General features: G+C 61.7%; 30 protein-coding genes. 29 read left to right on the top strand and 1 reads right to left on the bottom strand.

Annotation, left to right across the window (positions count from 1 at the left end; genetic code table 11):
- The first annotated feature begins 60 nt into the window (after positions 1 to 60).
- From terL to HMPREF1022_RS04380, 14 genes are all read left to right on the top strand, one after another.
- Positions 61 to 1,752 (top strand): phage terminase large subunit, encoded by a 1,692-nt coding sequence (terL, locus tag HMPREF1022_RS04450; protein WP_009302068.1) that lies wholly within the window; start codon positions 61 to 63, stop codon positions 1,750 to 1,752.
- A gap of 2 nt (positions 1,753 to 1,754) precedes the next feature.
- The gene (locus HMPREF1022_RS04445) at positions 1,755 to 3,407 is read left to right on the top strand and encodes a DUF935 domain-containing protein (RefSeq protein WP_009302067.1); all 1,653 of its coding nucleotides are present in this window, start codon (positions 1,755 to 1,757) and stop codon (positions 3,405 to 3,407) included.
- Positions 3,400 to 4,710 carry a phage minor head protein gene (locus HMPREF1022_RS16485; protein WP_009302066.1) on the top strand — a complete coding sequence of 437 codons (1,311 nt, stop codon included), beginning with the start codon at positions 3,400 to 3,402 and terminating at the stop codon, positions 4,708 to 4,710. The genes HMPREF1022_RS04445 and HMPREF1022_RS16485 overlap by 8 nt, the downstream gene beginning before the upstream one ends.
- A gap of 118 nt (positions 4,711 to 4,828) precedes the next feature.
- On the top strand, positions 4,829 to 5,380 hold the full coding sequence (locus HMPREF1022_RS16480) for a phage virion morphogenesis protein (protein WP_050801247.1): 552 nt from the start codon (positions 4,829 to 4,831) through the stop codon (positions 5,378 to 5,380).
- A 185-nt stretch (positions 5,381 to 5,565) separates the two neighbouring features.
- Entirely contained in the window at positions 5,566 to 6,729 is a 1,164-nt protein-coding gene (locus HMPREF1022_RS04430; protein ID WP_156802837.1) for a phage protease, read from the top strand.
- A complete protein-coding gene (locus HMPREF1022_RS04425) occupies positions 6,730 to 7,662 on the top strand; it encodes a Mu-like prophage major head subunit gpT family protein (RefSeq protein ID WP_009302061.1) in 933 nt (310 codons plus the stop codon).
- A 9-nt stretch (positions 7,663 to 7,671) separates the two neighbouring features.
- The gene (locus HMPREF1022_RS04420; RefSeq protein WP_009302060.1) at positions 7,672 to 7,923 is read left to right on the top strand and encodes a hypothetical protein; all 252 of its coding nucleotides are present in this window, start codon (positions 7,672 to 7,674) and stop codon (positions 7,921 to 7,923) included.
- Between the two features lies 1 nt (position 7,924).
- A complete protein-coding gene (locus HMPREF1022_RS04415) occupies positions 7,925 to 8,416 on the top strand; it encodes a DUF1320 domain-containing protein (protein WP_009302058.1) in 492 nt (163 codons plus the stop codon).
- 1 nt (position 8,417) lies between these two features.
- The gene (locus HMPREF1022_RS04410; protein ID WP_009302056.1) at positions 8,418 to 9,101 is read left to right on the top strand and encodes a phage protein Gp37; all 684 of its coding nucleotides are present in this window, start codon (positions 8,418 to 8,420) and stop codon (positions 9,099 to 9,101) included.
- Positions 9,098 to 9,292 (top strand): hypothetical protein, encoded by a 195-nt coding sequence (locus tag HMPREF1022_RS04405; RefSeq protein WP_009302054.1) that lies wholly within the window; start codon positions 9,098 to 9,100, stop codon positions 9,290 to 9,292. Before HMPREF1022_RS04410 ends, HMPREF1022_RS04405 begins: the two co-directional genes overlap by 4 nt.
- Positions 9,293 to 9,294: 2 nt before the next feature.
- A complete protein-coding gene (locus HMPREF1022_RS04400; RefSeq protein ID WP_009302052.1) occupies positions 9,295 to 10,746 on the top strand; it encodes a phage tail sheath subtilisin-like domain-containing protein in 1,452 nt (483 codons plus the stop codon).
- A gap of 12 nt (positions 10,747 to 10,758) precedes the next feature.
- Positions 10,759 to 11,112 carry a hypothetical protein gene (locus HMPREF1022_RS04395; protein WP_009302051.1) on the top strand — a complete coding sequence of 118 codons (354 nt, stop codon included), beginning with the start codon at positions 10,759 to 10,761 and terminating at the stop codon, positions 11,110 to 11,112.
- A 206-nt stretch (positions 11,113 to 11,318) separates the two neighbouring features.
- Positions 11,319 to 11,588: a hypothetical protein gene (locus HMPREF1022_RS04385; RefSeq protein WP_009302046.1), complete on the top strand. Its 270-nt coding sequence runs from the start codon at positions 11,319 to 11,321 to the stop codon at positions 11,586 to 11,588.
- A 59-nt stretch (positions 11,589 to 11,647) separates the two neighbouring features.
- Positions 11,648 to 12,130, top strand: a complete 483-nt coding sequence (locus tag HMPREF1022_RS04380; protein WP_198005313.1) for a thermonuclease family protein — start codon at positions 11,648 to 11,650, stop codon at positions 12,128 to 12,130.
- A gap of 39 nt (positions 12,131 to 12,169) precedes the next feature.
- Here HMPREF1022_RS04380 and HMPREF1022_RS17960 read toward each other — a convergent pair whose 3' ends face one another.
- Positions 12,170 to 12,856: a hypothetical protein gene (locus HMPREF1022_RS17960; RefSeq protein ID WP_009302044.1), complete on the bottom strand. Its 687-nt coding sequence runs from the start codon at positions 12,854 to 12,856 to the stop codon at positions 12,170 to 12,172.
- A 117-nt stretch (positions 12,857 to 12,973) separates the two neighbouring features.
- On the opposite strand from HMPREF1022_RS17960, the gene HMPREF1022_RS18450 reads away from it, so the two are divergent.
- From HMPREF1022_RS18450 to HMPREF1022_RS16475, 15 genes are all read left to right on the top strand, one after another.
- Positions 12,974 to 13,138: a hypothetical protein gene (locus HMPREF1022_RS18450; protein WP_009302043.1), complete on the top strand. Its 165-nt coding sequence runs from the start codon at positions 12,974 to 12,976 to the stop codon at positions 13,136 to 13,138.
- Between the two features lie 52 nt (positions 13,139 to 13,190).
- Positions 13,191 to 13,835, top strand: a complete 645-nt coding sequence (locus tag HMPREF1022_RS04375; protein ID WP_009302042.1) for a BRO-N domain-containing protein — start codon at positions 13,191 to 13,193, stop codon at positions 13,833 to 13,835.
- The gene (locus HMPREF1022_RS04370; protein WP_009302041.1) at positions 13,828 to 14,037 is read left to right on the top strand and encodes a hypothetical protein; all 210 of its coding nucleotides are present in this window, start codon (positions 13,828 to 13,830) and stop codon (positions 14,035 to 14,037) included. Before HMPREF1022_RS04375 ends, HMPREF1022_RS04370 begins: the two co-directional genes overlap by 8 nt.
- Positions 14,038 to 14,108: 71 nt before the next feature.
- Positions 14,109 to 14,768, top strand: coding sequence for a hypothetical protein (locus tag HMPREF1022_RS04365; protein ID WP_009302040.1), 660 nt, complete (start codon positions 14,109 to 14,111; stop codon positions 14,766 to 14,768).
- 97 nt (positions 14,769 to 14,865) lie between these two features.
- Complete coding sequence (locus HMPREF1022_RS04360) at positions 14,866 to 15,243, top strand: hypothetical protein (protein WP_009302039.1); 378 nt, start codon at positions 14,866 to 14,868, stop codon at positions 15,241 to 15,243.
- Between the two features lie 3 nt (positions 15,244 to 15,246).
- Positions 15,247 to 15,579 (top strand): hypothetical protein, encoded by a 333-nt coding sequence (locus HMPREF1022_RS04355; protein ID WP_009302038.1) that lies wholly within the window; start codon positions 15,247 to 15,249, stop codon positions 15,577 to 15,579.
- Positions 15,580 to 15,593: 14 nt separating this feature from the next.
- On the top strand, positions 15,594 to 15,746 hold the full coding sequence (locus HMPREF1022_RS17955; protein ID WP_009302037.1) for a hypothetical protein: 153 nt from the start codon (positions 15,594 to 15,596) through the stop codon (positions 15,744 to 15,746).
- Positions 15,743 to 17,899 (top strand): phage tail tape measure protein, encoded by a 2,157-nt coding sequence (locus tag HMPREF1022_RS04350; RefSeq protein WP_009302036.1) that lies wholly within the window; start codon positions 15,743 to 15,745, stop codon positions 17,897 to 17,899. Before HMPREF1022_RS17955 ends, HMPREF1022_RS04350 begins: the two co-directional genes overlap by 4 nt.
- A gap of 8 nt (positions 17,900 to 17,907) precedes the next feature.
- Positions 17,908 to 19,245, top strand: a complete 1,338-nt coding sequence (locus HMPREF1022_RS04345) for a DNA circularization protein (protein ID WP_009302035.1) — start codon at positions 17,908 to 17,910, stop codon at positions 19,243 to 19,245.
- Complete coding sequence (locus HMPREF1022_RS04340; protein ID WP_009302034.1) at positions 19,235 to 20,329, top strand: phage baseplate assembly protein; 1,095 nt, start codon at positions 19,235 to 19,237, stop codon at positions 20,327 to 20,329. The genes HMPREF1022_RS04345 and HMPREF1022_RS04340 overlap by 11 nt, the downstream gene beginning before the upstream one ends.
- On the top strand, positions 20,329 to 20,967 hold the full coding sequence (locus HMPREF1022_RS04335; RefSeq protein ID WP_009302033.1) for a phage baseplate assembly protein V: 639 nt from the start codon (positions 20,329 to 20,331) through the stop codon (positions 20,965 to 20,967). Before HMPREF1022_RS04340 ends, HMPREF1022_RS04335 begins: the two co-directional genes overlap by 1 nt.
- 66 nt (positions 20,968 to 21,033) lie before the next feature.
- Positions 21,034 to 21,387: a phage GP46 family protein gene (locus HMPREF1022_RS04330; RefSeq protein WP_009302032.1), complete on the top strand. Its 354-nt coding sequence runs from the start codon at positions 21,034 to 21,036 to the stop codon at positions 21,385 to 21,387.
- 2 nt (positions 21,388 to 21,389) lie between these two features.
- On the top strand, positions 21,390 to 22,445 hold the full coding sequence (locus tag HMPREF1022_RS04325; protein ID WP_009302031.1) for a baseplate J/gp47 family protein: 1,056 nt from the start codon (positions 21,390 to 21,392) through the stop codon (positions 22,443 to 22,445).
- Positions 22,446 to 23,030 (top strand): YmfQ family protein, encoded by a 585-nt coding sequence (locus HMPREF1022_RS04320; RefSeq protein ID WP_009302030.1) that lies wholly within the window; start codon positions 22,446 to 22,448, stop codon positions 23,028 to 23,030. It begins immediately after the preceding gene.
- Positions 23,023 to 24,006: a hypothetical protein gene (locus HMPREF1022_RS16475; RefSeq protein WP_009302028.1), complete on the top strand. Its 984-nt coding sequence runs from the start codon at positions 23,023 to 23,025 to the stop codon at positions 24,004 to 24,006. The genes HMPREF1022_RS04320 and HMPREF1022_RS16475 overlap by 8 nt, the downstream gene beginning before the upstream one ends.
- Positions 24,007 to 24,059 lie beyond the last annotated feature (53 nt).

Here is a 24,059-nt window from a genome sequence, read left to right as displayed (position 1 = left end):
ATTCCCTGTTGCTGTGCCATGAATTTTTATCGCTTGTAAACAATTATTGCGGCATCTTCCATGAAGCAGCTGAACACGAAAAAATTTCTTGAAGAGCTGGCGGCCCTGGCCGCCGGGCTGCGTCGCACCATAGAGGCCGACTGCGCCGCCTTTCCGGTGGATGCGGCGGCCAGCGCAGAACGCCGCCGGAAAGCACAGCACGATTTCCCCTTTTTTCGGCGCACCTACTTTCCGCATTATACACGGCGCAAGGACGGCACCCCCACGGGGGACAGCCGTCTGCATCTCTGGCTGGATGATGCGCTGCCCGCTGCCGTGAACAGCCCGGAGGGCGTCAAGCTGGCCTGCGCGGCCCCGCGCGGCGAGGCAAAAACCACCTTTGTGGACGTGTTTTTCCTGCTCTGGTGCGTAGTCACGGGCCGCAAGCGGTATATCCTGATCATTGCCGACGCCTTTGAGCAGGCGGCGTCCTTTCTGGAGGCCGTCAAGGTGGAACTGGAGAGCAATCCCCGCTTGACGGCGGACTATCCGGCCCACTGCGGCGAGGGGCGCGTCTGGAACGTGGGCACGGTGATCACGGCCCTGAACGTCAAAATACAGGCTTTCGGCGCGGGCAAACGCATGCGCGGCCTGCGCCACGGCCCGCACCGCCCTGATCTGGCTCTGCTGGATGACCTGGAGAACGATGACAACGTGCGTAGCCCCGAGCAACGGGACAAGCTGGAGAACTGGCTGTTGCGCACCGTGCTTTCCCTTGGCCCGGCTGACGACAGTATGGACGTGGTCTATATCGGCACCATCCTGCATTACGACTCCGTACTGGCCCGAACGCTCAAAAAACCGCAGTGGCGGGGCAAGACCTTCCGGGCCGTGGAAAGGATGCCTGACCGCCTGGATCTGTGGGAGCTATGGGAACGCATCTATAAGGTACCGCCGGACGGCCCGGACAAGGCCCGCTCCTTTTATGACGGAAACCGGGAAAAGATGAACGCGGGGGCGGTGGTCAGTTGGCCCACGTTCCGGCCCCTGTACACGCTGATGTGCAAGCGGGCCGAAAACCGCGCGGCCTTTGACGCCGAGCAGCAAAATGATCCGCTTGTGGGCGACGCCGCGCCCTTCGCCGGGGTCATGGTCTACTGGACGGAACTGCCCTCCGGCCTGCTGTACTTCGGGGCCTGCGATCCCAGTCTGGGCAAGGCCGGGGCCGGGCGCGATCCGTCGGCCCTGCTGGTGGGCGGCCTGGACCGGGAAAATATGCGCCTCTACGAGGTTGAGGCGGACATCCGCAAGCGCCACCCTGACCGCATTATCCAGGATCTGATTGCACTGCAACGGCGCTGGCGCTGCCTGATGTGGGCCGTGGAGACCGTGCAGTTCCAGGAATTTTTTGCGGATGTGCTGGTGCGCGAGGCCGTGCGCCAGGGACTCCCTTTGCCCGTGTCGCCACTGAAGAACAGCACGGACAAGCTGCTGCGCATTGAGAGCCTGCACCCCTATTTCTGCCAGGGGCGTATTTTGCTCAACCCTGACAGTCATGTCCTCATCGACCAGTTGCGCCATTTCCCCATGGCGGACCACGACGACGGCCCGGACGCGTTGGAAATGCTCTGGCGCACGGCCACTCAGGGTTTTGTCAGCCTCCAGGATGCATTCATCCGAGTGCCGCGCGCGCCCGGCATATTGGGCGGCGTTCTTGGCACTGATGATGACGATGATTTTAACGGCCCCTCTGGGGGCCAGAGATGGAATTGACCATGATGATACGCCGTCCCCGCTACAACCGGAACGCCCGTCCGCGTCCGGAAGTCATCAAGGGCCAGCTGCAGAGCCAGGACAGCGACCTGAACACCTCGCTGCTCTATCTGGAACAAATGCCGAATCTGACCCACGGTCTTACGCCCAACCGCCTGCGCCGCATCCTGGCCGACGCCGACGCGGGCAATATCGCGGAACAACATGCGCTCTTTGCCGACATGGAAGATCGCTGCGATCACCTTGCGGCGGAGATGGGCAAAAGGAAGCGGGCGCTGCTGCCCCTGGAATGGGATGTGATCCCCGCCTCGAAAGACGCCAAGGCAAGGGACGTGGCCGCCAAGGTCCGGGAATTTGTGGACATGCTGCCCAGCGTTGAGGACATGCTCACGGACATGGCCGACGCCATCGGCCACGGCTTCGCGGCTCTGGAAATCCAGTGGGACTACAGCGAGGGCCTGCATATCCCTGCGGCGCTGACCTTCCGCCCGCAGTCCTGGTTCCAGACCTTGGTTACCGACCGCAACGCCCTGCGCCTGCGCGACGGCAGCGCTGACGGTGTGGAGCTGTGGCCCTGCGGCTGGCTGGTGCATACCCACAAAAGCAAATCGGGCTGGCTGCCTCGCGCGGGCCTGTTCCGCGTGCTGGCCTGGACCTATCTGATCCGCGCCTATGCCGCCAGCTCCGAAATCCAGTATGTCCAGATACATGGTCTGCCCTTGCGCCTGGGCAAGTACCCGCCGGGCAGCAGCAAAGAGGATAAGTCCGCGCTGCTCAACGCCCTGCGCTGCCTGGGACAGGATGCGGCGGGCATCATTCCCAGCGGCATGGAAGTGCTTTTCAAATCCCCCAGCGCCACGGTGCGGAACATCCCCGGCGAGTTGGTGACGCGCTGCGAACAGGGCATGAGCAAGGCCATTCTGGGGGGTACGCTGACCTCCCAGGCGGACGGCAAAACCAGCACCAACGCCCTGGGCATTATACACAACGAGGTGCGGCGCGACATTCTGGCGGCGGACGCCAGACAACTGGCCTCTACGCTGAGCGAACAGCTTTTACGGCCGCTGGCGCTGCTCAATCTGGGCGTGACTGAGCGCGCGCTCCTGCCATACTGGCAGTTTGACACCCAGGAAGCGGCGGATCTGCAATTATACGCCGACGCCCTGCCCAAGCTGGCCCCGTACATGCGGATCAGCAGGCAGTTTGTGCACGAGCGGCTTAAACTGCCCCAGGCCAGCGGCCAAAATGACGTTTTTCAGGCAGCAGCGGCAGCGCCGGATGGCGGCGACGGAGATGATAGGGGGAAAACAGATAAGGCCGCCAGGGACGGCGGCCAGCCGCGCAACGGGAGCGCAGCCGCAACCGCACTTGCGGCAAGCGGCAGCCCGTCCCCCCCAGGACGTTGGGGCGGGCGTCAGTCTGCGGAAGATGCGGCCCAGGCCGCCCTGGACAGAATGGACGCTGACGCGGCCCTGGCCGACGCCGCCGAAGCCCTGCTGGCTCCGCTCATGGCCGAGCTGGAGGCGGGACTGGCCCCGGCGGAACTGCAAGCCCGCCTGGGCGAACTCTACCCGCAGATGGACGAGGCGCAACTGGCGGACGTGCTGGCCCGCGCCATGTTCGTGGCCGAGGTCTGGGGGCGTACCCATGGCTGACAAAGGCACGGGCGTGGACCTTTCCTACGTCTGTCGGCTCCCGCCGCGTGAGGCCATTCACTACTTTGAAAGCAGGGGCCTCAAAATATCATTCCGCTGGCAGGATGTCTGGCGTGAACAGCACGCCCGCGCTTTCACCGTGGCGGGTGTCACCAAACAGGATTTGCTGGACGATATTCGCGCCGCCACAGCCACGGCTATAGCCGAAGGGCAAAGCAAGGCACAGTTTCGCCAAGCCTTGGAAGACACCGTCAAACGCAAGGGCTGGTGGGGCAAGGGGGAGATCGCCAACCCCGAAACCGGAGAAATACGCAAGGGGGAGTGCGGCAGCGTGGCCCGCCTCAATCTGATCTATCGCCAGAACACGCAAAGCGCATACAACGCCGGACGCTACAAGCAGCAGACGGAAAGTGCCAAAGCCGCCCCGTACTGGCGTTACATGGCTGTCATGGATGCGCGGACCCGCCCCAGCCACGCGGCGCTGCACGGGCGCGTGTATCGCTGGGATGATCCCATCTGGCAGAGCCATTATCCGCCCAACGGCTGGGGGTGCCGTTGTCGGGTGGAAACGCTTTCCGAACGCGGCTTCCGGCGCGGCGGGCATATCCTGGAATCCAGCAAGGGGCTGGAGGCGGAAAAACGGGTGCCGGTCCGCAATCCGCTCACCGGAGAAATGGAGCAGCGCACGGTCAAGGGCTACCGCATCGGCGGGACGCAAGGTGATGTTTTTTATCCGGACGTGGGCTTTGACTACAATCCCGGCCAAGCCTTTCTGCGCGACCTCAAGGCAAATATGCCGGAGCCCCCGCAGAAGGCCGTCACAAATTGGCGTGATCTGGGCCTGCCCCGCCTGCGCGACGTGCCTGCGGGTTTGCGCCAGTCCACGCCACCTCTTTTGCCCATGGCCCCCAGCCGGGAAGCCGCCGAGGCGCAGCTTGCCAAGGCCCTCGGCTTTACCGGCAAGGAACGCCTGCGCGTAATCTCCACGCCCATGGGGCGGCGCACCATCTGGCGCGACAGTCTGCCCCATATCGTGGCCAAGGAAGCGGACTCGCGGGAGCGGTATGCCAACTATGTCTTGCCCACGCTGGAGCAGCCCTGTGAGGTATGGCTCAAGGAGCACGCGGACGGCAAATTGCGGGAGAACTATATAGGACTGTTCAGCGAAGGGCGAAATGCGCTGCTGGCGGTGGTTCGCATCAACCGTGACGGGTCACTGCTTTGGAACGTGATGCAGCGCGCGCCCCAAGATATGGACCGGCTGCGGGAAGGATGGCTGGTGTATACAAAAACAAGGAGCTGATACGGGGTCTCACGCTGGCGGAGTCAAACGGCCTCCCCAACGTACCTAACGGCGGGTATCGCTCCGTCAAGCACCCGCTTTCGCGCCCGTATCAGCTCTTGTTGCAAAGATGATAGCCATGCTGAAAATTGAAGTCAATCTTGATACATCCGAGGCCAAAGCCGCGCTGGACCGTCTGAACCATGCCATGCGCGACACCACGCCGCTGATGATGGAACTGGCCCAGATCATGAGCGAGTCCACGGACCGAGCCTTTGAAAATGAGGCTGATCCTGTTACGGGGGCGAAGTGGCCCAAACTCAATCCGGATTACAAAGCCCGACTGGCGGAAACCGGCTACACCGGCTCCATGCTTCAGCGCGATGGCACTCTGAAAACAAATATCCATCAGGAATACGGCCACGGTTACGCCCGCGTGGGCACAAATGTCACATATGCCGCGATCCATCAGTTCGGCGGCATTACCCGCGCCCACTGGATACGCCCCAAGGACAAAAAGGCCCTGGCCTGGCGCAAGGGCGGCAAGTCATACGTGCGCCGCGCCGTGTTCCATCCCGGCAGCGAAATCCCGCGCCGCCGCTTTCTGGGTGTTGGACCGCAAGACAAACAGGATATGGAAGAAACTATTGCCGCCTACGCCAGAGAAGCCCTCATGGGGAAAAGACGCTGACGTGCCGCCTGGGCCTCGTTTTTTCTCCTTTTCATGCCCATGCCCGCGCCGGAGTGTTTCTGCAAAATCTAACGCCCCTCTAACGGCCTTCATCCGCGTCTGTACGCGGACACGCAACAGTGGATCGGCCGGGCGCTGAACTCCTCCAGCCTTTCTTGCGCTCCGAGCCCTGGTACACCAGGGCCATGGACGCCATCCAAGACACCTCCCTCCTTACCCGCGCGGCTCTCCTGGCCGCGCTCACTCCTGCCCAGCCCGGCGGCGATGCGTCTGTCGCCGCCGGGCGCATCCAGCTGTTCCCGGCGGGGGCTTTTGCGGCCCGTGACGGACGGCCCGGCAATCTCAAGGGTGTCTCCGCCAAAGAGTGGCGCTTGACGCCCGAGGACGCCGAAGCCCTGCTGGCCCGCTGGCGGCAGCGCGCCACTCCGGTGGTGATCGACTACGAGCACCAGACCCATCTCAGCCGCCAGAACGGCCAACCCGCCCCGGCTGCGGGCTGGATCACCGCTCTGGAGGCGACGCCGGAAGGGCTTTTTGCCTCCGTGGAATGGACGGATAAGGCCCGCGCCCATATCCGCGCGGGCGAGTATCGCTTCATCAGCCCCACATTTTCTTTCGACCGGCATAGCGGCGCGGTGCTTGAGCTGCATTCCGCCGCACTGACAAATAACCCGGCCCTGGACGGCATGTCCGCAGCCCAGGCCAAAACCCACACCCAAGAGGACAAGCATATGGACAAGCTGCTCGCTTTGCTCCGCACGCTGCTGGGCCTGCCGGATACGGCGGACGAGGCGCAATGCGCCGAAGCCCTGTCGCTGCTGTCGGCATCCGTAAGCGGGGAAACCACGCAAACGGCTGCCGCTTCCCGGCATCTGCCCCAGCAAAACCTGATCGCCCTGCTGCAAAGCAAGGATGCCGCCCTGACCACGGCTCAGGCCGAACTGGCCTGCGCCAAGGCCGCGCCTCCTGATCCCGGCAAGTATGTGGCCATGACCACGTTCCAGGCTGTGCAGCAGGAGGCCGCGCAGCTGCGCGCCAAACTGGCGGATATGGAGGGGGCCGCCGCGGTGGCCGCGCTGTCCGGCGAAATTGAGGCCGCGCTCAAGGACGGACGCCTTGCGGCCAGCGCAAAGCCCTGGGCCGATGGACTTGCCAAGAGCAATCCCGACATTCTGCGCGAATTCCTTAAATCCACGCCCCCGGTGGCGGCGCTCAAGGGTACCCAGACCGGCGGCAAAGAGCCGGACAGTACGCCCGGCACGGCCAGCCTGACCGCCGAAGAGGAATACGCCCGCGCCCAGTTGGGCCTGACGGCGGAAGAATACGCCAAACACAAGGAGGCCGTCTAAATGGCTGTCGTCACCAACAATCTGATCGCCGCCCTGCGCCCCGGTTTTTCGGCGGCCTTTGAAAAGGGCAAGGCCAAGGCCCCCGGCCAGTGGCAGCAGATCGCCACGCTGATGCCCAGCGCCAACGCCTCCACCACTTACGGCTGGCTGGGACAGTTCCCCAAGCTGCGGGAGTGGATCGGCCAGCGCAGCGTCAAGTCCATGCAGGAGCATGGTTACAGCCTGACCAACAAGCTCTATGAGAGCACGGTGGGCGTCAAGCGCACGGACATCGAAGACGACAACCTGGGCATCTACACGCCCCTGTTCCAGGAAATGGGCTATGCGGCGGCCACGCATCCCGACGAGCTGGTGTTCAGCCTGCTGGGCAAGGGCCTCGGCACGCTCTGTTATGACGGGCAGAACTTCTTTGACACGGACCACCCGGTCTATCCGGAAGTGGACGGCACGGGCGACGCTGTCACCGTCAGCAATCTGCTGGACGCCGCCGCCAGCCCGGAAAGCAAGACGCCCTGGTATCTGCTGGACGTGTCCCGCCCGCTCAAGCCCCTGATCTTCCAGGAGCGCACCAGGCCGGAGCTGGCCTCTCAGGTTGATCCCCGCTCCGACAATGTCTTCATGAGCGACGAATACCGCTACGGCGTGCGCTACCGCTGCAACGTGGGCTTTGGCTTTTGGCAGCAGGGCGTCTGTGTGCGCGACGATCTGACCAGCGCCAACTTCGAAAAGGCTTTGGCCATGATCCAGTCCTTCCACACGGACGGCGGGCGTCCCCTTGGTCTGGGGCGTGGCGGCAAAAGCGGCACCCTGCTGGTGGTGCCCACATCGCTGTACAGCGCGGCCAAGCGCGTGGTGGGCATGGAGCTGATCAACGGCGGCGAGTCGAACCCCACGTATGACGAGGCTACCATCATCAATTGCGCGTGGCTGTAGGAGAAAAAGATGGACGTGCATGTAAAGGTCAAACCGCCCCTGGCGCGCCGTTGCCGCTGCGGCATGTGCTTTGACGCCGCCGGACAGATCATTGCGGTGGATAAAAAGGAGCTGGCGGCCCTGCGCTCTGACCCGTGGCTTGTGGTGACTGACAAAGACGTCTCGGAGGCCGAGGCCAAAAAGGACGATGCCAAAGAGGCGGCAAAAAAGAACGCCAAAGCCAGTAAACCCGCCCAACAGGCGGATGAGGACGCCGGATAACATGCCTGACACCAGCCTGCCCCCGGTTGCCGACATCCCCGCCGCGCCGTCTTACGGCGACCTGCAAACCCTGCTGCGGCGGTTCGGGCTTAACGAGCTTTTGCAGCTCGCTCCCGGCGACAGCGAACAGGGCCTGGACGAAGCCCTGCTGCTGGATGCCCTGCACCGCGCCAGCCGCGAGGCGGACAGCTATCTGGCCACACGTTACCCCGTGCCGCTGAACCCGGCGGAAAACAGCGGGGAAACCGTCTGGCCCGAACCGCTGGCCAGCTTTGTGGGCGACATGGCCCGCTACCACCTGACCGGCGGCGACGCCCAGGAAAGCGAGGCCATTGCCCGACGCTACCAGGAAGCTCTGGACTGGCTCAAGGCCGTTGCAAAGGGGCTGGCTGACCTGCCTCCGCCGCCCGATGGCGGCGGAGGCGAGGATGACGGCGAAGGCATCGGCGACGTGAGCTTTGTGCAAAGCCACCGTCCCGTTTTGTGGAGGTGATATGTTTTACCGAATCGACGGCATTGAAAGCGGCATGATCGAATGCCTCACGGCGGCAAAGCCGGATTATCTGCGTTTTGTCGGCTCTTACGGCGGCGAACTCATGGGCGACTGGCAGGCGGTGATCCGCGCGCTGCCCGCCGTGTGGGTGACCTTTCAGAGTATGACCGAACCCAAGCCCTGCAACACGGCCCAAACCCGCTTTGAGGCCCGCGTGCAGTTTGCCACGGTTGTGGCCAGTCGCAGCGTGCGCAACGAGGCCACGGCCCGCAAGGGCGGCCCGTCGGGCACGCCGTATGTGGGCACCTATCAGATGCTTGAGGATGTGGGGAACCTCATCTGCATGCGGGATTTCGGCTTGGACGGCGTGGACTATCTGCGCCCTGGCCGCATCCGCACGCTGTTTACAGCTAAAATAGCAGCCCAGGCTCTTTCCGTGCTGGCCCAGGACTGGACCTCGCGCGTGCAGTTCACGTTACGGGAGCCGGGGCAGAGGCCCATTGCTTCGGAAGGGGAGCCCCCGGAAAACGGCTATCTGCCGCCATCCGCCGAGCCCTTGCCGGAGCTGCGTCGTCTCGGCCTGCACTACTGGCTCAAGCCCCCGCAAGACCCGGACGCGGATGATCCGCTGCTGACCGACATCCTCCCCCGCGTCCGCATCAACCTCCACGAGGAGCAAAAATGAAAACCCTGACCGTCATCGCCCGCCAGGGCGTCGCCGTGCCCATGCTGACCGTGCGCGCCATGATTACCGACGCCACGCCCAAGGATGTGCCGGATGTGCCCTATTACCGCCGCCGCTTGGCGGACGGCGATCTGCTGCTGTGGGAAAGCCCGGCCCCCGCCGCCAAAAGCAAAAAGGGCTCCAAGGAGTAACTATGGCTTCCACAAATATTTCGTTTGAAAAAATCCCGGCCAGCATCCGCAAGCCCGGCAAATACTTTGAATACAACACCCGCAATGCCGTGCGCACCCTGGCCACCAACGGCCAGAGCATGCTGGTCATCGCCCAGCGCCTGGAGGACAGCACGGCCCCTTTGGAGCCCGTGCGCGTCTATGACGACGCCACCGCCGGAGAGCTCTTTGGTTATGGCTCCCAGGCCCACCTGATGACTCGCGCGGCCATCAAGGCATATCCCTATGTGGACTTGTCCGTGCTGCCCGTGCCCCCGCACAGCGCCGGACTGGCGGCCACGGGTACGCTGACGCTTACGGGCGAGGCCACGGGCGTGGGCGTGTTGACCCTCACCGTAGGCACGGCCCAGATCAGTGTGGCCGTCGCCTACAAGGACGCCGCCGCCGACACCCTGGCCGAGCTGAACAAGGCCCTGGAAGCGGAGCAGGATTTGCCCGTCACTGCGGCCGTCACCACGGCGGAAGTGACGGAAGCGACCCCCAGCCCCGTGCCCACCCTGACCATTACGGCCAAAAACAAGGGCACGCTGGGCAATGCCGTTTCCCTGGCCGCATCCTGCACCGTGCCGGGCTACACCGCCGCCGTGGTCAAAATGGGCAACGGCCAACAGGACCCGGAGCTGGAGGACGCCCTGGCCGCCGTGTTCGGTGCGGATTATACGCTCTACTGTCTGCCCTGGGCCGGGGAAAGCCAGTTGCGCACCCTGCGCGATCACCTGGAGGCCGTCAGCGGCCCGCTGGAGCAGCGCCGGGCCACGGCATGGCTGGCCACGCCCTCCACATTGGCCACAGCCGCCACGCTGGCGGGCAGCGTCAATTCCGAGCGCATCAGTCTTGCCTGCCTGCCGGGCAGCGCCAGCCCGCCGGAGGAAATTGCCGCCGCCTACTGCGCCGTGGCCGCCAGTGAGGAAGATCCGGCCCGGCCCCTGAACACCCTGGAACTGACCGGCATTGCCGCGCCGCCGGACACGGCCCGCTTGTCCCGCACCGAGCAGGAAGTGGCCCTGAAAAGCGGCGTCACCCCTCTGGAAGTGGGGCCGGGCGGCGTGGTCCAGATAGTGCGCGCTATCTCCACCTATACCAAAAACCCGGCGGGCGTGGCCGATGTGTCCATGCTGGATATGACCACCATCCGCACCATGGACTATGTGGCCAAGGCCGTGCGCGAGCGTATTGAGTTGCGTTTCCCCCGCGAAAAACTCTCCACCCGCACCCCGCCCAAGGTGCGCAGCGAAGTGCTGGACGTGCTGCGCCAACTCGAAGAGCTGGAAATCGTGGAAGAGGTGGCGGCCAATGCCGAGGGCGTGATCTGCGAGCGCGACTTACAGGACGCCAACCGCCTGAACTGCCGTATCCCCACGGACGTGGTCAACGGCCTGCACGTCTTCGCGGGCGTCATTGATTTGTTGCTGTAAAGGAGGGGGAACATGGGTATCAAAGAATGGCTTACTTGTGGCTTGCTGTATGGGGTGCTTTTCTGCTGGCTCGTTTCGCTGGGCTGCGACTACTATCGCGCGAATATGCGCCACAAAGAACGGGAAGCTGAATTCAGCAAGCTCCTTGAGGTATTCCGCCACTCCCGCGAAAGCAGCACGCGGACTATACACGAGTGTCTTGCGGCGCTCGCCATGCAGAAAAGCCTTGTGCTGGTGCAGAGAAATGACGGCAGTTGGCGTTTGTCCGCTCTGGATACCAGCAGCCGCGAAGAGGTGCGGCAATGGCTGGAGCGCACCCGCCAACAGGCGGAAGACGCCGCACAAAAGGAGCCGGATAATGAGTAGGCTGCGGATAAGCCGGGCGTGGATCAGGCGGCATCCGCGCGTGGGGCTGGCGCTGTTGTATGCCATATCCCCGCTGATGTTTGCTCAGGTAGTCCTGGATTGTCTGCACAAAATGAAAGAAGAGGCTCGCAGTTCGTGGGCGGACAACTGGGGCTTGTTCCAAGACGCACGGGATAGCATTTTAAGCTACATCAGGAGAGGTAAAGATGAAACTCGTTAAACTGATGTGCCTTGCGACGGTATTACTCCTGTCCGTATGCCTGACAGGTTGCGAGAGCAATGAAGCAAAAACAGGCCCGAATATATCCATGATTCACTATGATCGTCTTTCCATGTTTTATATTTTCTGCGTCAACGGCTACAGCTATCTGCTCCATGCTGAAAATGGTAAGGGGGGCCTGACCCAAATGTGGGAAATCGGCTCCAGTGGCCCGCTCCCCATGCGGTGCTCGCCGCCGGAAAAGCCCACGCCATGAGCGCTAAGCCCCGCCTAGCGGGGCTTTTCTTTGCCCGCCGCACGGCATATAACATAACCATGCGTTCATTTATTTTCATACTTATTTTGCTATTTACCCCCGCCATCGCCCTGGCCTGGAGCGGCGAAGTGGTCGGCGTCCATGACGGCGACAGCATCACCGTGCGCCGCGCCAGCGGTAAAAGTGCCAAGGTCCGCATCTACGGCGTGGATTGCCCGGAGCTGGGCCAACCCTATGGCGACAAGGCCCGCGCTCTGACCGCCCGCGTGCTGCTGGGCAAGACGGTGCAGGTCATCCCGGCACAAAAAGCTAAGAGTTATAAGCGCGTGGTTGGCGGCATCGTACTGCTGGGCGACATGCTGGTGCTGCAAGACGCCTTGGTCAGTTCCGGACTCGCCTGGGTGGATGACCGCTACTGCAAGCTGGCCGTCTGCGATCTCTGGCGGCTGCACCAGCGCGAGGCCAAGGCCGCCGGGCGCGGTCTGTGGCGGGATAAAAGCCCCGTGCCGCCCTGGACGTGGCGGAGGATGAAGCATAGCTGAGAGAAGCCAGAATTTCTAATTATTCTAACTTCAATTTTCTCAATCAGTATTCCCCTTGTCTTTATTTTGTTGTTTATCTTTTTCCTTTAGCTCTATTGTCCGCAAAATTAAAAATAGAGTAGCAAGAATCACTGTAAGTATAATAACAGGTAATATTGTCTCTAACTTTTTAAAAGGAAAGTTTGTTTTTTCTGTTAAAAAGAATGTTAAAATAGATACTGGTATTGATATTATGGCTACATATATGCTTAAAAAATTCATTTTATCACTTGATATCTTTTCTGTAAATTTACACTTTTCTTTATTATTTTTTTGTGATGTTGCGTTAAGCTTATTGCATAATTCAATTTTTTTCTCTGAAGTTATAAAAGCTGAATCCAAAACTTCTTTTATAATATCAGAAAATAATTCTTCAATTGATAGCATATCACAAGGGGCAATGCCATACTTCTTTGCTGTTGCTTCTATAAGCCTATTAATAATGTTATTTTCTGGTATATTGCCATTAGGAATTCCAGATCTCAAAGCATATAATACCTCATGGTTGGCAGATGTGGCTTTTTGCTCCAATTCTCTCTTTTTACGCCTTGCAATAATTGGTTTTGTTATTATATATACAATAATACTTGTTAAGAGGCCACTTGCAATACTAATTATCCAAGGATTGCTGAGAATCTGCTCCAACCACGATGGCATAGCAACATCACCAATAGTATCTATAGTCATATTCCCCCCTAGCTATAGAGAATATTCTATTAAAAAATGCTATCAGTGCCAACCGCCGCGCAAATTTTTCTTGACAACTTGCAAAAACTTGTTTTTTAGTTTTCGCAAGGAGGTGCAATGGAGCGAAAGCAGGTCGCATTCCCTGTTTCAACCGAAGAGCATGCGAAGATAAAAGCCTTGGCCGCAAAACAGCGGCGTAGTATTAAGCAGCTTTTCCTTGATATGCTTGATAAATTTTATCCCGGCTGGGACAAGGATGAAAAAGAGAACGGCTCCAAGTAGTGCGCCAACACCACTTGAAGCCTAACCCAGACACTACACGGGAGGTAGTGAAATGGCTAAAAATAGCATATCTCAAGTCACGCCCATAATCAATGAAAACGGCCTGAACTTCCTTGAATATCAAGGGAAAATACTCTTTTCTTCCGAGGAAATAGGCCGCCAACTCGGCTACAGTAAGCCGTCCAAGTCCATCAATATTTTGTTCAGCAGAAATCAAAAAGAACTAAGCAGTTACGCAGTTGGCATCAAATTGATGTCAACTGACGGCAAGTGTTATGAAGTGCGCCACTTCACCGAAGAAGGCGTGTACATCATCTCCATGCTTGCCAACACGCCCAAGGCTCGGGAGTTCCGTGCCAAACTGGCCCGGTTGCTGCGTGAAATCCGCGAGCAACGCGTCTTGCAGGCGCACGAAGCCGGGCGGCGGCAAGCACTGGCAGAACTTGCGCCGCAGCAGCAAGCTTTGGCTCAATCCATGTGGTCCCTCGGCCCGGCCAAGAAGCGCCGCCTGCGCTCGGTGGTGCGCTACCGCCGCATGGGCCTGGGCAAGCAGGCCATTGCCAAGCTGCTGGATTGCGACGGCCGCGATGTCTCCCGTCTGCTCAAGGCTGCCGACGCCCTGGGCTGGTTGGCCCCTGCCTCCACTGTCCCCGCTGGCCCGGTGCAGGGCAATTTGCTGGAGGTGGCCCATGCCTGACGCCAATCCCTGCGATCTGCTCACGGCGGCGGCCGCGCGCATCCGCTGGCAGCAGCGCCTGCTTTGCTCTCTGCCTGCCGGGGCGGGCGTGGACATGAACAGCCAGGACGCCAACGGTCTCTACTTCACCTTTGAGGACATCTACCAGAACATAACCGATGCGGTGCAACTTCTGGAATCCCAGGAAAAAGCCGCCGCCTGACCCGCAAGCCCCTTGCCCCGGCAAGGGGCTTTTCGTATCCTAACGGCAAACACATAGAAGGAGCCGCCCCCATGAAACAACTGCTCGCCTGTTTCCTGCTTTTGCTGCTTGCTGTTCCGGCGTTAGCTGAAGACAACATTCCGCTCTTCAAGGACTATTATTACGGTATGCCCAAGGCTGAAGTACAAAAAAAGTCACAAGCTGTGGACTGTAAGCATGAAAACCTTATCGGTGATCTGTGCGTAAAAAAACTTGTGACATTTGGCAAACAAAAATGGGAACAGGTTTTTATGATTGAGGACGGTAAACTTACTTCCGTTATGTTGGCGAAAAGCCTTGATGCGCAATCGCTCATGGCCGCCATTCAAACGGTGGCTGCCAATGACTATGCCCTCCTGAATATGAGTACTGGTTCCAAGCAGCTTGACGTTATTCATATCGCCAGACAGCAGGGTAGCAAGGCCATACCCACAGCCGTCGTCAATTTCGAGAACGAATCACAAAATGCCCCGGAGCTGATCTACGCATTCTATGAAGCCGCTAAATCTCAGCCCATTGCGAAGGATAAGAGCATCGCCAGCTTTGCGGACTTCGCCATGAAGGCTCCCCGTGATCTCCGCAGTGTGGAAGTCCGGCGCGCGGGAAACCTTTTGGGTATCCAATTCCTCGCACCATTCGCGGCGCTTCAGGATATGCAAAAGAAGGCTTCCGAAGCCAAAGAATCCTTTTAGCCAACCGCTGAACTTCGCCAGCCTTTCTTGAGGCCCGTGCCGCCACTACTGTGGCGGTGCGGGCCTTCTTCATCCCATGTCCGCGAAAGGAGACGTTATGGCAATCAAGGAATATGTAGGCGCTGTCGTCCTGGAAGTGGATGGGCGCGAGGTGGAGTGCAGCAGTTTTTCCGTCACCGAGAACACGGGCCGCCAGCCCGTAAAAACCATGAACCGCAAACGCCGTATCGCGGGCTATTCCACGGGCGTGGCCACTTTTGAAATCTCGGCCTCCGTGCCCATTCCCGTGGACGGCGAGGAACTGGACTGGTTCAACGCCTTTGACGTGAAAATGGTCATCTATCCCATTTCCGGCAACGGCAAACGCACGGCCTACACCGGCTGCGTGGTGCAGGAGGTCTCCCCGGCCTATGAGTCCGAGGGCGAGGCCAAGCGGGATATCAAACTTTTCGCCGTTGACCGGGTGGAGGAATAAGCCATGCTGACCGAAAAAGGCTCTTTTTTATATGGAATTGAGGTGGGCGGCGTCTGGCACAAGGACTTTGAAATGCGCCTGCCTACTATGGAAGACGTGGAATGCGCTTTGGAAAGTGCCCAGGCCGACGCCGGGGACGCGCCCAGTCTGGCTCGCATCAGTCGCTACAAATGGGCATCCTGCCTTGTCCGTCTGGGCGATCTGGATGCCCCGGCCATTACCCCGGAACTGTTGGGCAGGCTTGCCAGCACTGAGTATGGCGTCCTCTCCGCCGTCGAGGAATCCCTGTTAAAAAAGCTCGCCGCCGCCAGCGTACAGCCCGCCCCCTCCGCGTAGTGGAGGCCGCGCTGGTGCGGCAGGGCTTCGCGCTGGCGGAAATCCGCGCCATGTCCGTGGATGAGGCCGAAGCCTTTGTGGAAATCCTGTACCCCCAGGTCCAGCGTAGGGGCACGCCCCGCGTGCAAAGCCTGCGCCAGAACTGGCGAAAATGGAAACGCCCATGAGCGATCTGCAAGTACAAGCCGAACTCAAGCTCAAAGACAATCTGAGCAAGCCCGCCGGTACGGCGCTGGACGCCTTGGGTAAAAACGCCAAAAAAGCGGGCGACGCCGTGGATGCCGTGGGGCGGGCGGACTCCGTCAAACGCGTGGCCCGTGACGCCACTGAGGCCGCCCGTGGCATGGACGCCGTGGCCCGTGGCGCGCGGGAGGCGCAATCCGGCTTGCGGGGCGCGGAACGGGGCGCGACGGGCCTTGCCCGCGCCATGCGTGGGGTGGGCAAGGGCCTGCGGGACGCCGTGGGGCTGTTGCAAAAACTGCGTCCCGGCCTGGATAAGGGCTGGCAGACCGCCGCAGCCGTGGGCGCGAGCGGCATGGCCGCCAAAGCGGCTATCCAGCGTCCTGTGGATAAGGAACAACAGTATCTTTACGACGCCACAGTGGCTTTTGGCGAGCGCAAAGACGCGGCGTCTATCAAAGCGGGCAAGGCAGAGCTACGGGGCCTGGATGCCGCCGCAGTCAAGTACGGCGGCGGCACCAATGACAGCGCCATGGCCACGCGCGGCGCGCTCTTTGGTGCAGGCATCGACTTTGAAACAACGAAAAGCATTCTGCCCGGAATTCAACGCACGGCCACTGCTACCAATTCCTCTGGAGCAGACCTTGCTCAAACTGTGGCGGCGGGCCTTAAAGTCCGGCAGTTCTCGAAAGAGGATGCGGAAGAAATTCTGGGAATGATGGCCAACGCAGGTAGCGCGGGCAGTTTTGAAACGAAGGACATGGGACAATACCTGCCCGGCATCTTCGCCAGCGCGCCCGATATGCTGGGTAAAAAGGGCACGGCCTACCATCTGGCGAACCTTGAGCTGATGCGCGACGCATCGGGCAGCAGCGCCGAGGCCGCCACGCTTTACACCAATCTGCAATCATTTCGCAACTCACCGGAAGCATACAAAAACCTCAAAAAGAAAAAGGTCTACCTCGCCGAGGTGTACCAAAAGGCAGCGGCTGGCGGCGAAGACATGAACCTTGCCTTTGTGGATGCCATCCAGAAAGGCGTGGTCGAAAAGGATAAGCTCTACCGCACATTGAACGCCCGCATGGAGAAAGCCCAGGGCGTGGAGCGAGATGCTCTGCAACGCCAACTTTCCGCCCGGCAAAGCCAGCTTTTTGGGCAAATCATCGGGGACACCCAGGCCCGGCGGGCGGCAGTGGCTATGGCCAACGGCGGCGAGCGGCGTAATGAACTGCTGGAAGCCGTGCAAACAGACCCCAGAGCCACAGTCAGCAAGTTCTTTGAAGTGGTAACCTCCTCTACGCAAAGCAAGTTCGATGCCTTGGGTAATGCTTGGGATACGGCCATGGACGGCTTTTTTGCCAATGTAAAAGGCAAACTGGACAGCGCACTAGGGTGGACTGCGGACGCCATGGCCGCAAACCCCACTGCATCAGTTGGCTTGGCCGGAGCGGCAGCAGTGGGCGGCAGCATGGCCGCAGGCGGCGCGGCTTTCAGTTTCTTGGAGTGGCTTCGCGGCGGCAAAGCTATCCCCACGCCCCCAGCAGGTACAGCAGTAGAGGCCGCAGCCGAGGGCGTGGGCGCTGCCGGAGGCTCGGCTGCGGCAGCGGGCGGCAAGGGGGCGGCATTGCTTAAAGGTGCGGCCAAAGCGGGCAGCGTGCTGGCTGTGGCCGGATCAGCCATTGACGCCGTAAGCACGGAACTGGACGACTCCCTGACCCGCGCCCAGAAGAATGAGGCCCACACGGAAACCGCCGGGGGCCTTGCCGGATCGCTGGCTCTCGCCAAGGCCGGAGCCATCGGCGGCGCTGCTCTGGGCTCTTTTCTCGGCCCCATCGGCACGGCTATCGGCGGGGCCATCGGCGGCCTGGGAGGCGGCATTGCCGGATATTTCGGCGGCTCCTGGGTGGGCAAGAAGCTGGGCGGCTGGTTTTTCGGCGACGATGATGAGGCGGCCCCGGCCCCGCAGCCTGAAAATGGCGCTCAGAGTCAGCCCGATATTACCCGGACGGTACTCCAGGCCGCGCAGATCATGCAAAACCAGCCTCTTGCAGCAACGCTCAATATCCAGCTTGAAATGGACGGCGAAGTCATTGCCCGCAAGGTGGAGCAGGTACAGCTCCGCCAAGCCACCCGACGTTAGGAGGCCGCATGTCCTGGTTATCCCTTCTTGATGCCTCGTTCCGTGGCGTTCCCTTCCAGGTCGAATCCGTCAGCGACAAGGGTGAGAAATCCCTGGCCATTCACGAATACCCCTACCGCTCCGGCGCGGAGGTGGAAGACTTGGGCCGCAAGGCGCGCGTCATCCCCCTTAAAGCGGTGTTCTGGGGCGTCAACTACCTTTCGGGCCTGCGTGCCCTGGTCAAGGCCTTTGAGGAAGAGGGCAAAGGCGAGCTGATCCACCCGGTGTTCGGCAGCGTGGAAGTGGCCATCCGCACTTGGGACGTGGGCCACGAGGCTGATCGCCCGGATTACGCCACAGTCAGCTTTGAGGCCGTGGAAGCCTCGCCGGACAATCCCTTTTTCGCTGACCAGAGCACGCGCTCTCTGGCCGAGCGCGCCTCTGACGCCTTGCTGGGCGGCCTTGCCCAGGCGCTGGGCGACAGCGCCGCCAGCCTGCAAACAGCTCTGGGCGAGGTGGCCGGGCAGGCGGCCAGCCTCCAAAACCGCGTTCTGGCGGAGCTGGACGGCCTGCTCATGGTCTATGACAGCGCCCGCAGCGTGGCGCGCACCGCCATGTCCTATCTGGATTTTCCCAGCGCCTTTGTGGCGGATTTGTCCGCCTGTATCCAGTCGGCGGCGTCCACTGTGGGCGGGGTGTCCGGCTTTGCATCCCTGAGCGGATTGTCGGGTCTGCTGCCGCGCCTGGACGTAAGCAGCGGCGAGAATGTCGGCACATACCCCAGCGGGGCCAACAGTTACGGCCCGGCGTGGATCAGCGGCCCGGTCAGCGGCAGCGTGGGCCGGGCGGAGGCTGTGCTGGCCATCCGCCAGCCGCCCACGGCATCCGCGACAGCCCCGATCCCTGAGCCCGGCAGCGCGCAGACGCCCATCGGGCAGGCCACGACTCACGCCATGCTGACGCAAACCCAGGTCTACGCCCAGGCCGCGCGCGACACGCTTGTGGCCGAGCTGGCCGCGCCCACCCTGACCCCGGCGGAGGTGGAAAGCCTCACGGGCAATGCGCGCGACCGTCTGCAAGATTGCCTGCATGCCGTGCGCGCCAGCCTGCCGCAGGCTGTGGTCCACCCGATATCCGAGTGCCTGCGCGACGCCGCCCAGGCCGTGCAACAGCTGGGAGAGGCCGCGCTCAATGCCCGCCCGCCGCTGGTCATGCGTACAGTGGATCAGCCCTGCAACTTCCATTTGCTGGCGCATCGCCTCTATGGCGACTACACGCGCGCCGGGGAGCTGGCCCGCATCAATCCCCAGGTACGCAATCCCAACTTTATAGCCCAGGGCCAGGAGGTGCTTGTCTATGCCCGTTGAGAGTGACCGCGTCAGCGTGGCCATCGAAGGCCATCTGCACCGGGACTGGACGCGCTTGTCTCTTGACAGCGACTTGTTCACCCCGGCGGACGCATGGAGCGTCAGCCTGGGCATCCCCGCCGCGCAACTGCCCGGCTACGTGCGTCCCTGGGCCAAGGTTGAGGTACGCGTGGGGGACAGCCTCGCGCTCACGGGCCGGGTGGATTCCCTGCGCCGCCGCATTGCCCGCGACGGCCTGGAGCTGTCCTTGTCCGGACGCGACGGCGCGGGCATCCTCCTGGACTGCTCGGCCCCGGTATTTACCCAGCGCGAGGTGGCATTGGACGAAGTCTGCGCCACTATGGTCCGCCCCTTGGGCGTGGACAAAATCGACGTACAGCCCGGTGGCGCGGCATTCAAAAAAGTCAGCATCGAACCGGGGATGACCGCCTGGGAAGCCTTGCAACGCGCGGCCGAGGCCAGCGGCCTCTGGCCCTGGTTCGCCCCGGACGGCACCCTCAGAGTGGCCGCGCCGGACTACTCCCGCGTCGTGGACGCGGAACTGATTTGCTCCATCGACAGCAGCGCTGGCACTAAAAATAATGTCATCGCTCTCGATATGGAGGAATCCTGCAATCGCCGTCACAGCGAGGTTACGGTGCTGGGCCAGTCCACAGGCGGGGAGGATGACGAGGCGCAGAACGCCCTACGCGCCACGGTCAAGGACGGTGGGGCATGGTTTTACCGCCCCCTGATCCGCGACGAAGGACATGTGGACAGCGTGGCCATGGCCCGCACCCGCGCCCGCAAGATCATCACGGACGGCGTCTTTGACAGCCTGACCTTCACGGCTGTGGTACATGGGCACCGCACGGACTCAGGCTCGCTCTGGGAGCCGGGCATGCACATTCGTCTGCGTGTGGAAAAACTCTGCGACATATCCCTGCTGCTGGCCCGGCGCACGTTGCTCGGCGGGAGAGAGGGACGCACAACAATGCTGACGCTCAAGCCGTGGGCCGTCTGGCTGCCGGATACGGCCAAAAAGGCTAAAAAACGTAAGAAGAAAAGCGACGGTGATGAAATGGACTTTGATCTGGAGGACTGATGGATATTGCCGCTATGATTGACGAGCGTATCCGCCGCGCGCTGCGCGCCCTGCGCCTGCCGTACCGCGCCCGGCTTTCCGCGCTCGACGGGGGGCCGGGTCTGCAACTGGCCCAGGGCGAAGCCTTGGCCGGGGAACAGGCCCAGGCCGTGGAAGTCTTGCAGCAGTTCGGTTTTTCGTCGGGCATCCCGGCGGACAGCCAGCTCATTGTGCTGCCTCTGGCCGGGCGCAGCAGCGCCAGCGTGGTCATTGCCACGGAGCACGGGGCCTATCGCCTCAAGGTGGGGCCGGGCGAGGCCCGCATGTACAGCCAGGAAGGAGCCTACGTCCATATCAAGGCCGGACGCGTGGTGGACATCGACTGTGACGATCTGCGCATCAAGGCCAAGAACAGCGCCATCATTGAGGCCGGGCAAGGTATTGTCCTGGACACGCCCCTGACCACGGTCACGGGCAACATGACCGCCACCGGCGAAAAAGGCGACAGTGTGGAGATGACGGCCAGCGTCCGGCTCCAGGGCGACATTACCCAAGTGGGCTCCCACACCTCCAGCGGCGACCAGATTGCCGGAGGCAAGAGCCAGATGCACCATACCCATCCCGGCGACAGCGGCGGCACCACCGGCGAGCCGCAGTAGCGTCCCTCAGGAAGTGCTGAACTCCACCAGCCTTTTTTGCGTCCATGACTCCACTATTGTGGAGCCATGGACGCACAGCTTGATCCCCTCTCCGGCGACTACACCGGCCAGCGCATCGGGCATCTTGGCAATGCTGTTTATCTGCGGCTGCAAACGCCTCGCGGCTCCTGGTGGGCTGATCCCTCTTTGGGCAGCCGCTTGCACGAGCTGGCGCGCGAAAAAGACGTGGCGCGCGTGGGGGTGTTGGCCCGCCAGTATGCGGAGCAGGCTTTGCAAACCTTGCTGGACGATGGGCGGGCGCGATCCATCGAAGTGTCGGTGGACCAGCCGCATAATGGCCGCTGCCTCCTGCATGTGGCGGTGGAAGACGCCAGCGGCGCGGCCTACACATTTGAGCATTTTGTGGTTGTGGGAGGCTAACCGTGCCCTATAACATCCCCAGCTTTGATGAAATCCGGCAGCGGCAGCTACGCGACGCGCGCAATCTGGACGCTACGGCCCATACGGAAACGGACAGTGACCTTTACATCCGCGCCAGCGCCACGGCCTCGGCCTCCGAAGGGCTCTATGCCTATCAGGCGTGGCAGGCCCGCCAGCTAATACCCGATACAGCGGACCCCGAATATCTTGAGCAACACTGCGCCTTGCGTGGCATTACCCACAAGCCAGCCACCCGCGCTACGGGCACGTTGATCTTTACGGGCCGAGCCGGGGCCGTGGTCCCGGCTGGCGTACAGGTCAAAGACGCCGATGAGGTGGCGTTCCGCAGCACGGAGGCCGCGACTCTCACCGGAGATGACAACGCCGCCACGGCTGTAGCTGCCTGTGAAGCCATACAGGCCGGGGCATTGCCGAACCGTGACGCCGCTCCCGTGACGCTGATTGCCGCGCCGCCCGGAGTGCAATCACGTGCATTGCTGACCTTGGAGGGCGGCACCAATCCGGAAACGGACGCGGACCTGCTATCCCGTCTGCTGGATTACATGCGTAATCCGCCATCCGGCGGCACGAAGGCCGACTATCGCCGCTGGGCACGGGAGGTGCCCGGTGTGACCGACGCGCAAGTCTATCCCCTGCGGCAGGGGCCGGGCACGGTTGACGTGGTGATAACCGGCGCGGACGGCATCCCCGGCGCGGACGTGGTGCAGGCCTGCCAAGCCCACATAGACACGGAGCGTCCCTTGGGCGCACATGCGACAGTTTATGCGCCCGTGTTGCTGTCTGTGGATATGACCCTTGCGTTGCGCGTCAGCGGCACGGCTACGCTGCAAAGCCTGCGCGGCCCGGTGGCGGACGCTTTGCTGGCTCAATTCTCCGCGCTCCGGCCCGGCGATCCGCTGATCCTGGCCCGTTGCATTGCTGCTGTCTCCGGCCTGGAGGGCGTGGCGGACGTGGCCATCCGCGATCCCACCGCCAATCCGTCCCCGACAGCCCTGCAATGGTGCCGCCCTGGTGAACTGACCCTGGAGGCCCTCTAGATGCCGCACCGTGATCTGCTGGCGGCCTTGCTGCCGCCCGTATCTTACGACGCCAACGCGCCGCGCCAGAACCTTTCGCTGGCCATGGAAGGCCGGGAGCTGGACCGGGTGCAAACGGACGGCGCGGCGGTGCTGGGCGCGTTACGCCCGTGGCTCTGGCAGCAATGGCTGCCGGATTGGGAACGCGTCTACGGCCTGCCCGGCCCCTGCGCAGCAGGCGGGCAGCTCCTACAGGAACGTATTGCCCTGTTGGCAGTGGCTTTCTTGGAGCGTGGCGGCATATCCCGCGCGTGGCTCAAACGCTACGCATCTTTGGCTGGCTATGCCGTGGAGATTCAGGAGTTCCGCGAATTCAAGGCCGGGCGCTCCCGCGCGGGAGACGTTTTGACCAACGGCGGATGGGTTTTTGCCTTTCTGGTTGAGGCCTCGGGCGACGTATCACGTACCTTCCGGTCCGGGCAAAGCGTCGCTGGCGAAGCCCTGCGCACTTGGGGCGATCCCATACTGGAGTGCATCATCAATTGGCGTAAGCCCGCGCATACTATCGGGCTCATCAGTTATCTGGAGGATAATCCCCGTGCATAGGATCGACAGCAGCACCGCTACCCCGGACAATAAATTTACCGAGGGTGATCCCACAATCCCCGTAGCCGCCACCACCGTAACGGCGGACTGGTTGAACAGCGTTCAGGAAGAGCTGGTCAAGGTTGTGACGGAGGCGGGCCTGGAGCTGGACAAACCTGATACATCGCAGCTCTGGCAGGCCATCGTCAAGATTATCGGCGTCAAGGCTCCCATTGCCACCACCAAGGCTCCCGGCCTTGTACAGGTGGGTTCCGGCCTCGACGTTACAGCGGCGGGCCTGTTGTCCGTACTTGTAGCCACAGCAGCCCGTGCGGGTATCATTAAACCTGACGGTACCTCGCTCACCGTGGACAAAAACGGCGTGCTGTCCGTCATTCAAAAGGCGGACGCCACGGTCACGGAACTGGATTTTTTGCGCAAGCTGTCCATCGGCGCGCCTAAGTTCCACCGCTCCACGGTGCTGCCCGATAACCACGCCTGGCCGGACGGATCTTTCGTGGCGTTCGAGGACTGGCCGGAGTTTGGCGAGGTTTATGAGCAGGGCGGCTTTACCGGCCTTGTCATGCCTTGGGACGCCGATACCGAAGAACAGGCGGCCAACCTTGGCAAGTTCAGGCCAAACAGCGCTAACCCCACGGGATTATACCTTCCTCTCCACGGCGGCCAGTTTTTCCGAAATTGGGTGCTCGGAGCGGATGGGACGGCGGGCGCGTGGGGAAGAGATGAAATTCGGGATGCTGAAGGTCACTTCGCTGTGCTCCCTGCGCCGGGTAGTACAGGATACGGTTTTTATGGAGACGGGCTTTGGGGGAAGGATCCCTCGAGGAAGACTGTCGTTGCCTCTGTGGATAGTGTGGTATCGGGCAACTATTTATTGCCCAAGTTTGCTTTTTCCAATGCCGTCCCGACCGGCCCCAAGAACGTACCGGAGCATATTTGGCAGCCGATCATCCTATACCTGGGCCGCCCGGCCTAGATAGATGACCACGGGCTGATGGACGTGGGGCGGCACGTTCTGCGGGCCGGTGG

The organism is Desulfovibrio sp. 6_1_46AFAA, from assembly GCF_000224635.1.
Lineage (GTDB): Bacteria > Desulfobacterota > Desulfovibrionia > Desulfovibrionales > Desulfovibrionaceae > Desulfovibrio > Desulfovibrio fairfieldensis.
The sequence above is the reverse complement of the archived record's forward strand: the minus strand, read 5'-3'. Positions and strand labels throughout refer to the sequence as shown.

What these genes read in the sequence shown, in the direction of transcription:
- terL (WP_009302068.1), top strand. Translation starts at nt 61, where the DNA reads ATGAAGCAGCTGAACACGAAAAAATTTCTTGAAGAGCTGGCGGCCCTG.
- HMPREF1022_RS04445 (WP_009302067.1), top strand. Translation starts at nt 1,755, where the DNA reads ATGATGATACGCCGTCCCCGCTACAACCGGAACGCCCGTCCGCGTCCG.
- HMPREF1022_RS16485 (WP_009302066.1), top strand. Translation starts at nt 3,400, where the DNA reads ATGGCTGACAAAGGCACGGGCGTGGACCTTTCCTACGTCTGTCGGCTC.
- HMPREF1022_RS16480 (WP_050801247.1), top strand. Translation starts at nt 4,829, where the DNA reads ATGCTGAAAATTGAAGTCAATCTTGATACATCCGAGGCCAAAGCCGCG.
- HMPREF1022_RS04430 (WP_156802837.1), top strand. Translation starts at nt 5,566, where the DNA reads ATGGACGCCATCCAAGACACCTCCCTCCTTACCCGCGCGGCTCTCCTG.
- HMPREF1022_RS04425 (WP_009302061.1), top strand. Translation starts at nt 6,730, where the DNA reads ATGGCTGTCGTCACCAACAATCTGATCGCCGCCCTGCGCCCCGGTTTT.
- HMPREF1022_RS04420 (WP_009302060.1), top strand. Translation starts at nt 7,672, where the DNA reads ATGGACGTGCATGTAAAGGTCAAACCGCCCCTGGCGCGCCGTTGCCGC.
- HMPREF1022_RS04415 (WP_009302058.1), top strand. Translation starts at nt 7,925, where the DNA reads ATGCCTGACACCAGCCTGCCCCCGGTTGCCGACATCCCCGCCGCGCCG.
- HMPREF1022_RS04410 (WP_009302056.1), top strand. Translation starts at nt 8,418, where the DNA reads ATGTTTTACCGAATCGACGGCATTGAAAGCGGCATGATCGAATGCCTC.
- HMPREF1022_RS04405 (WP_009302054.1), top strand. Translation starts at nt 9,098, where the DNA reads ATGAAAACCCTGACCGTCATCGCCCGCCAGGGCGTCGCCGTGCCCATG.
- HMPREF1022_RS04400 (WP_009302052.1), top strand. Translation starts at nt 9,295, where the DNA reads ATGGCTTCCACAAATATTTCGTTTGAAAAAATCCCGGCCAGCATCCGC.
- HMPREF1022_RS04395 (WP_009302051.1), top strand. Translation starts at nt 10,759, where the DNA reads ATGGGTATCAAAGAATGGCTTACTTGTGGCTTGCTGTATGGGGTGCTT.
- HMPREF1022_RS04385 (WP_009302046.1), top strand. Translation starts at nt 11,319, where the DNA reads ATGAAACTCGTTAAACTGATGTGCCTTGCGACGGTATTACTCCTGTCC.
- HMPREF1022_RS04380 (WP_198005313.1), top strand. Translation starts at nt 11,648, where the DNA reads ATGCGTTCATTTATTTTCATACTTATTTTGCTATTTACCCCCGCCATC.
- HMPREF1022_RS17960 (WP_009302044.1), bottom strand. Translation starts at nt 12,856, where the DNA reads ATGACTATAGATACTATTGGTGATGTTGCTATGCCATCGTGGTTGGAG.
- HMPREF1022_RS18450 (WP_009302043.1), top strand. Translation starts at nt 12,974, where the DNA reads ATGGAGCGAAAGCAGGTCGCATTCCCTGTTTCAACCGAAGAGCATGCG.
- HMPREF1022_RS04375 (WP_009302042.1), top strand. Translation starts at nt 13,191, where the DNA reads ATGGCTAAAAATAGCATATCTCAAGTCACGCCCATAATCAATGAAAAC.
- HMPREF1022_RS04370 (WP_009302041.1), top strand. Translation starts at nt 13,828, where the DNA reads ATGCCTGACGCCAATCCCTGCGATCTGCTCACGGCGGCGGCCGCGCGC.
- HMPREF1022_RS04365 (WP_009302040.1), top strand. Translation starts at nt 14,109, where the DNA reads ATGAAACAACTGCTCGCCTGTTTCCTGCTTTTGCTGCTTGCTGTTCCG.
- HMPREF1022_RS04360 (WP_009302039.1), top strand. Translation starts at nt 14,866, where the DNA reads ATGGCAATCAAGGAATATGTAGGCGCTGTCGTCCTGGAAGTGGATGGG.
- HMPREF1022_RS04355 (WP_009302038.1), top strand. Translation starts at nt 15,247, where the DNA reads ATGCTGACCGAAAAAGGCTCTTTTTTATATGGAATTGAGGTGGGCGGC.
- HMPREF1022_RS04350 (WP_009302036.1), top strand. Translation starts at nt 15,743, where the DNA reads ATGAGCGATCTGCAAGTACAAGCCGAACTCAAGCTCAAAGACAATCTG.
- HMPREF1022_RS04345 (WP_009302035.1), top strand. Translation starts at nt 17,908, where the DNA reads ATGTCCTGGTTATCCCTTCTTGATGCCTCGTTCCGTGGCGTTCCCTTC.
- HMPREF1022_RS04340 (WP_009302034.1), top strand. Translation starts at nt 19,235, where the DNA reads ATGCCCGTTGAGAGTGACCGCGTCAGCGTGGCCATCGAAGGCCATCTG.
- HMPREF1022_RS04335 (WP_009302033.1), top strand. Translation starts at nt 20,329, where the DNA reads ATGGATATTGCCGCTATGATTGACGAGCGTATCCGCCGCGCGCTGCGC.
- HMPREF1022_RS04330 (WP_009302032.1), top strand. Translation starts at nt 21,034, where the DNA reads ATGGACGCACAGCTTGATCCCCTCTCCGGCGACTACACCGGCCAGCGC.
- HMPREF1022_RS04320 (WP_009302030.1), top strand. Translation starts at nt 22,446, where the DNA reads ATGCCGCACCGTGATCTGCTGGCGGCCTTGCTGCCGCCCGTATCTTAC.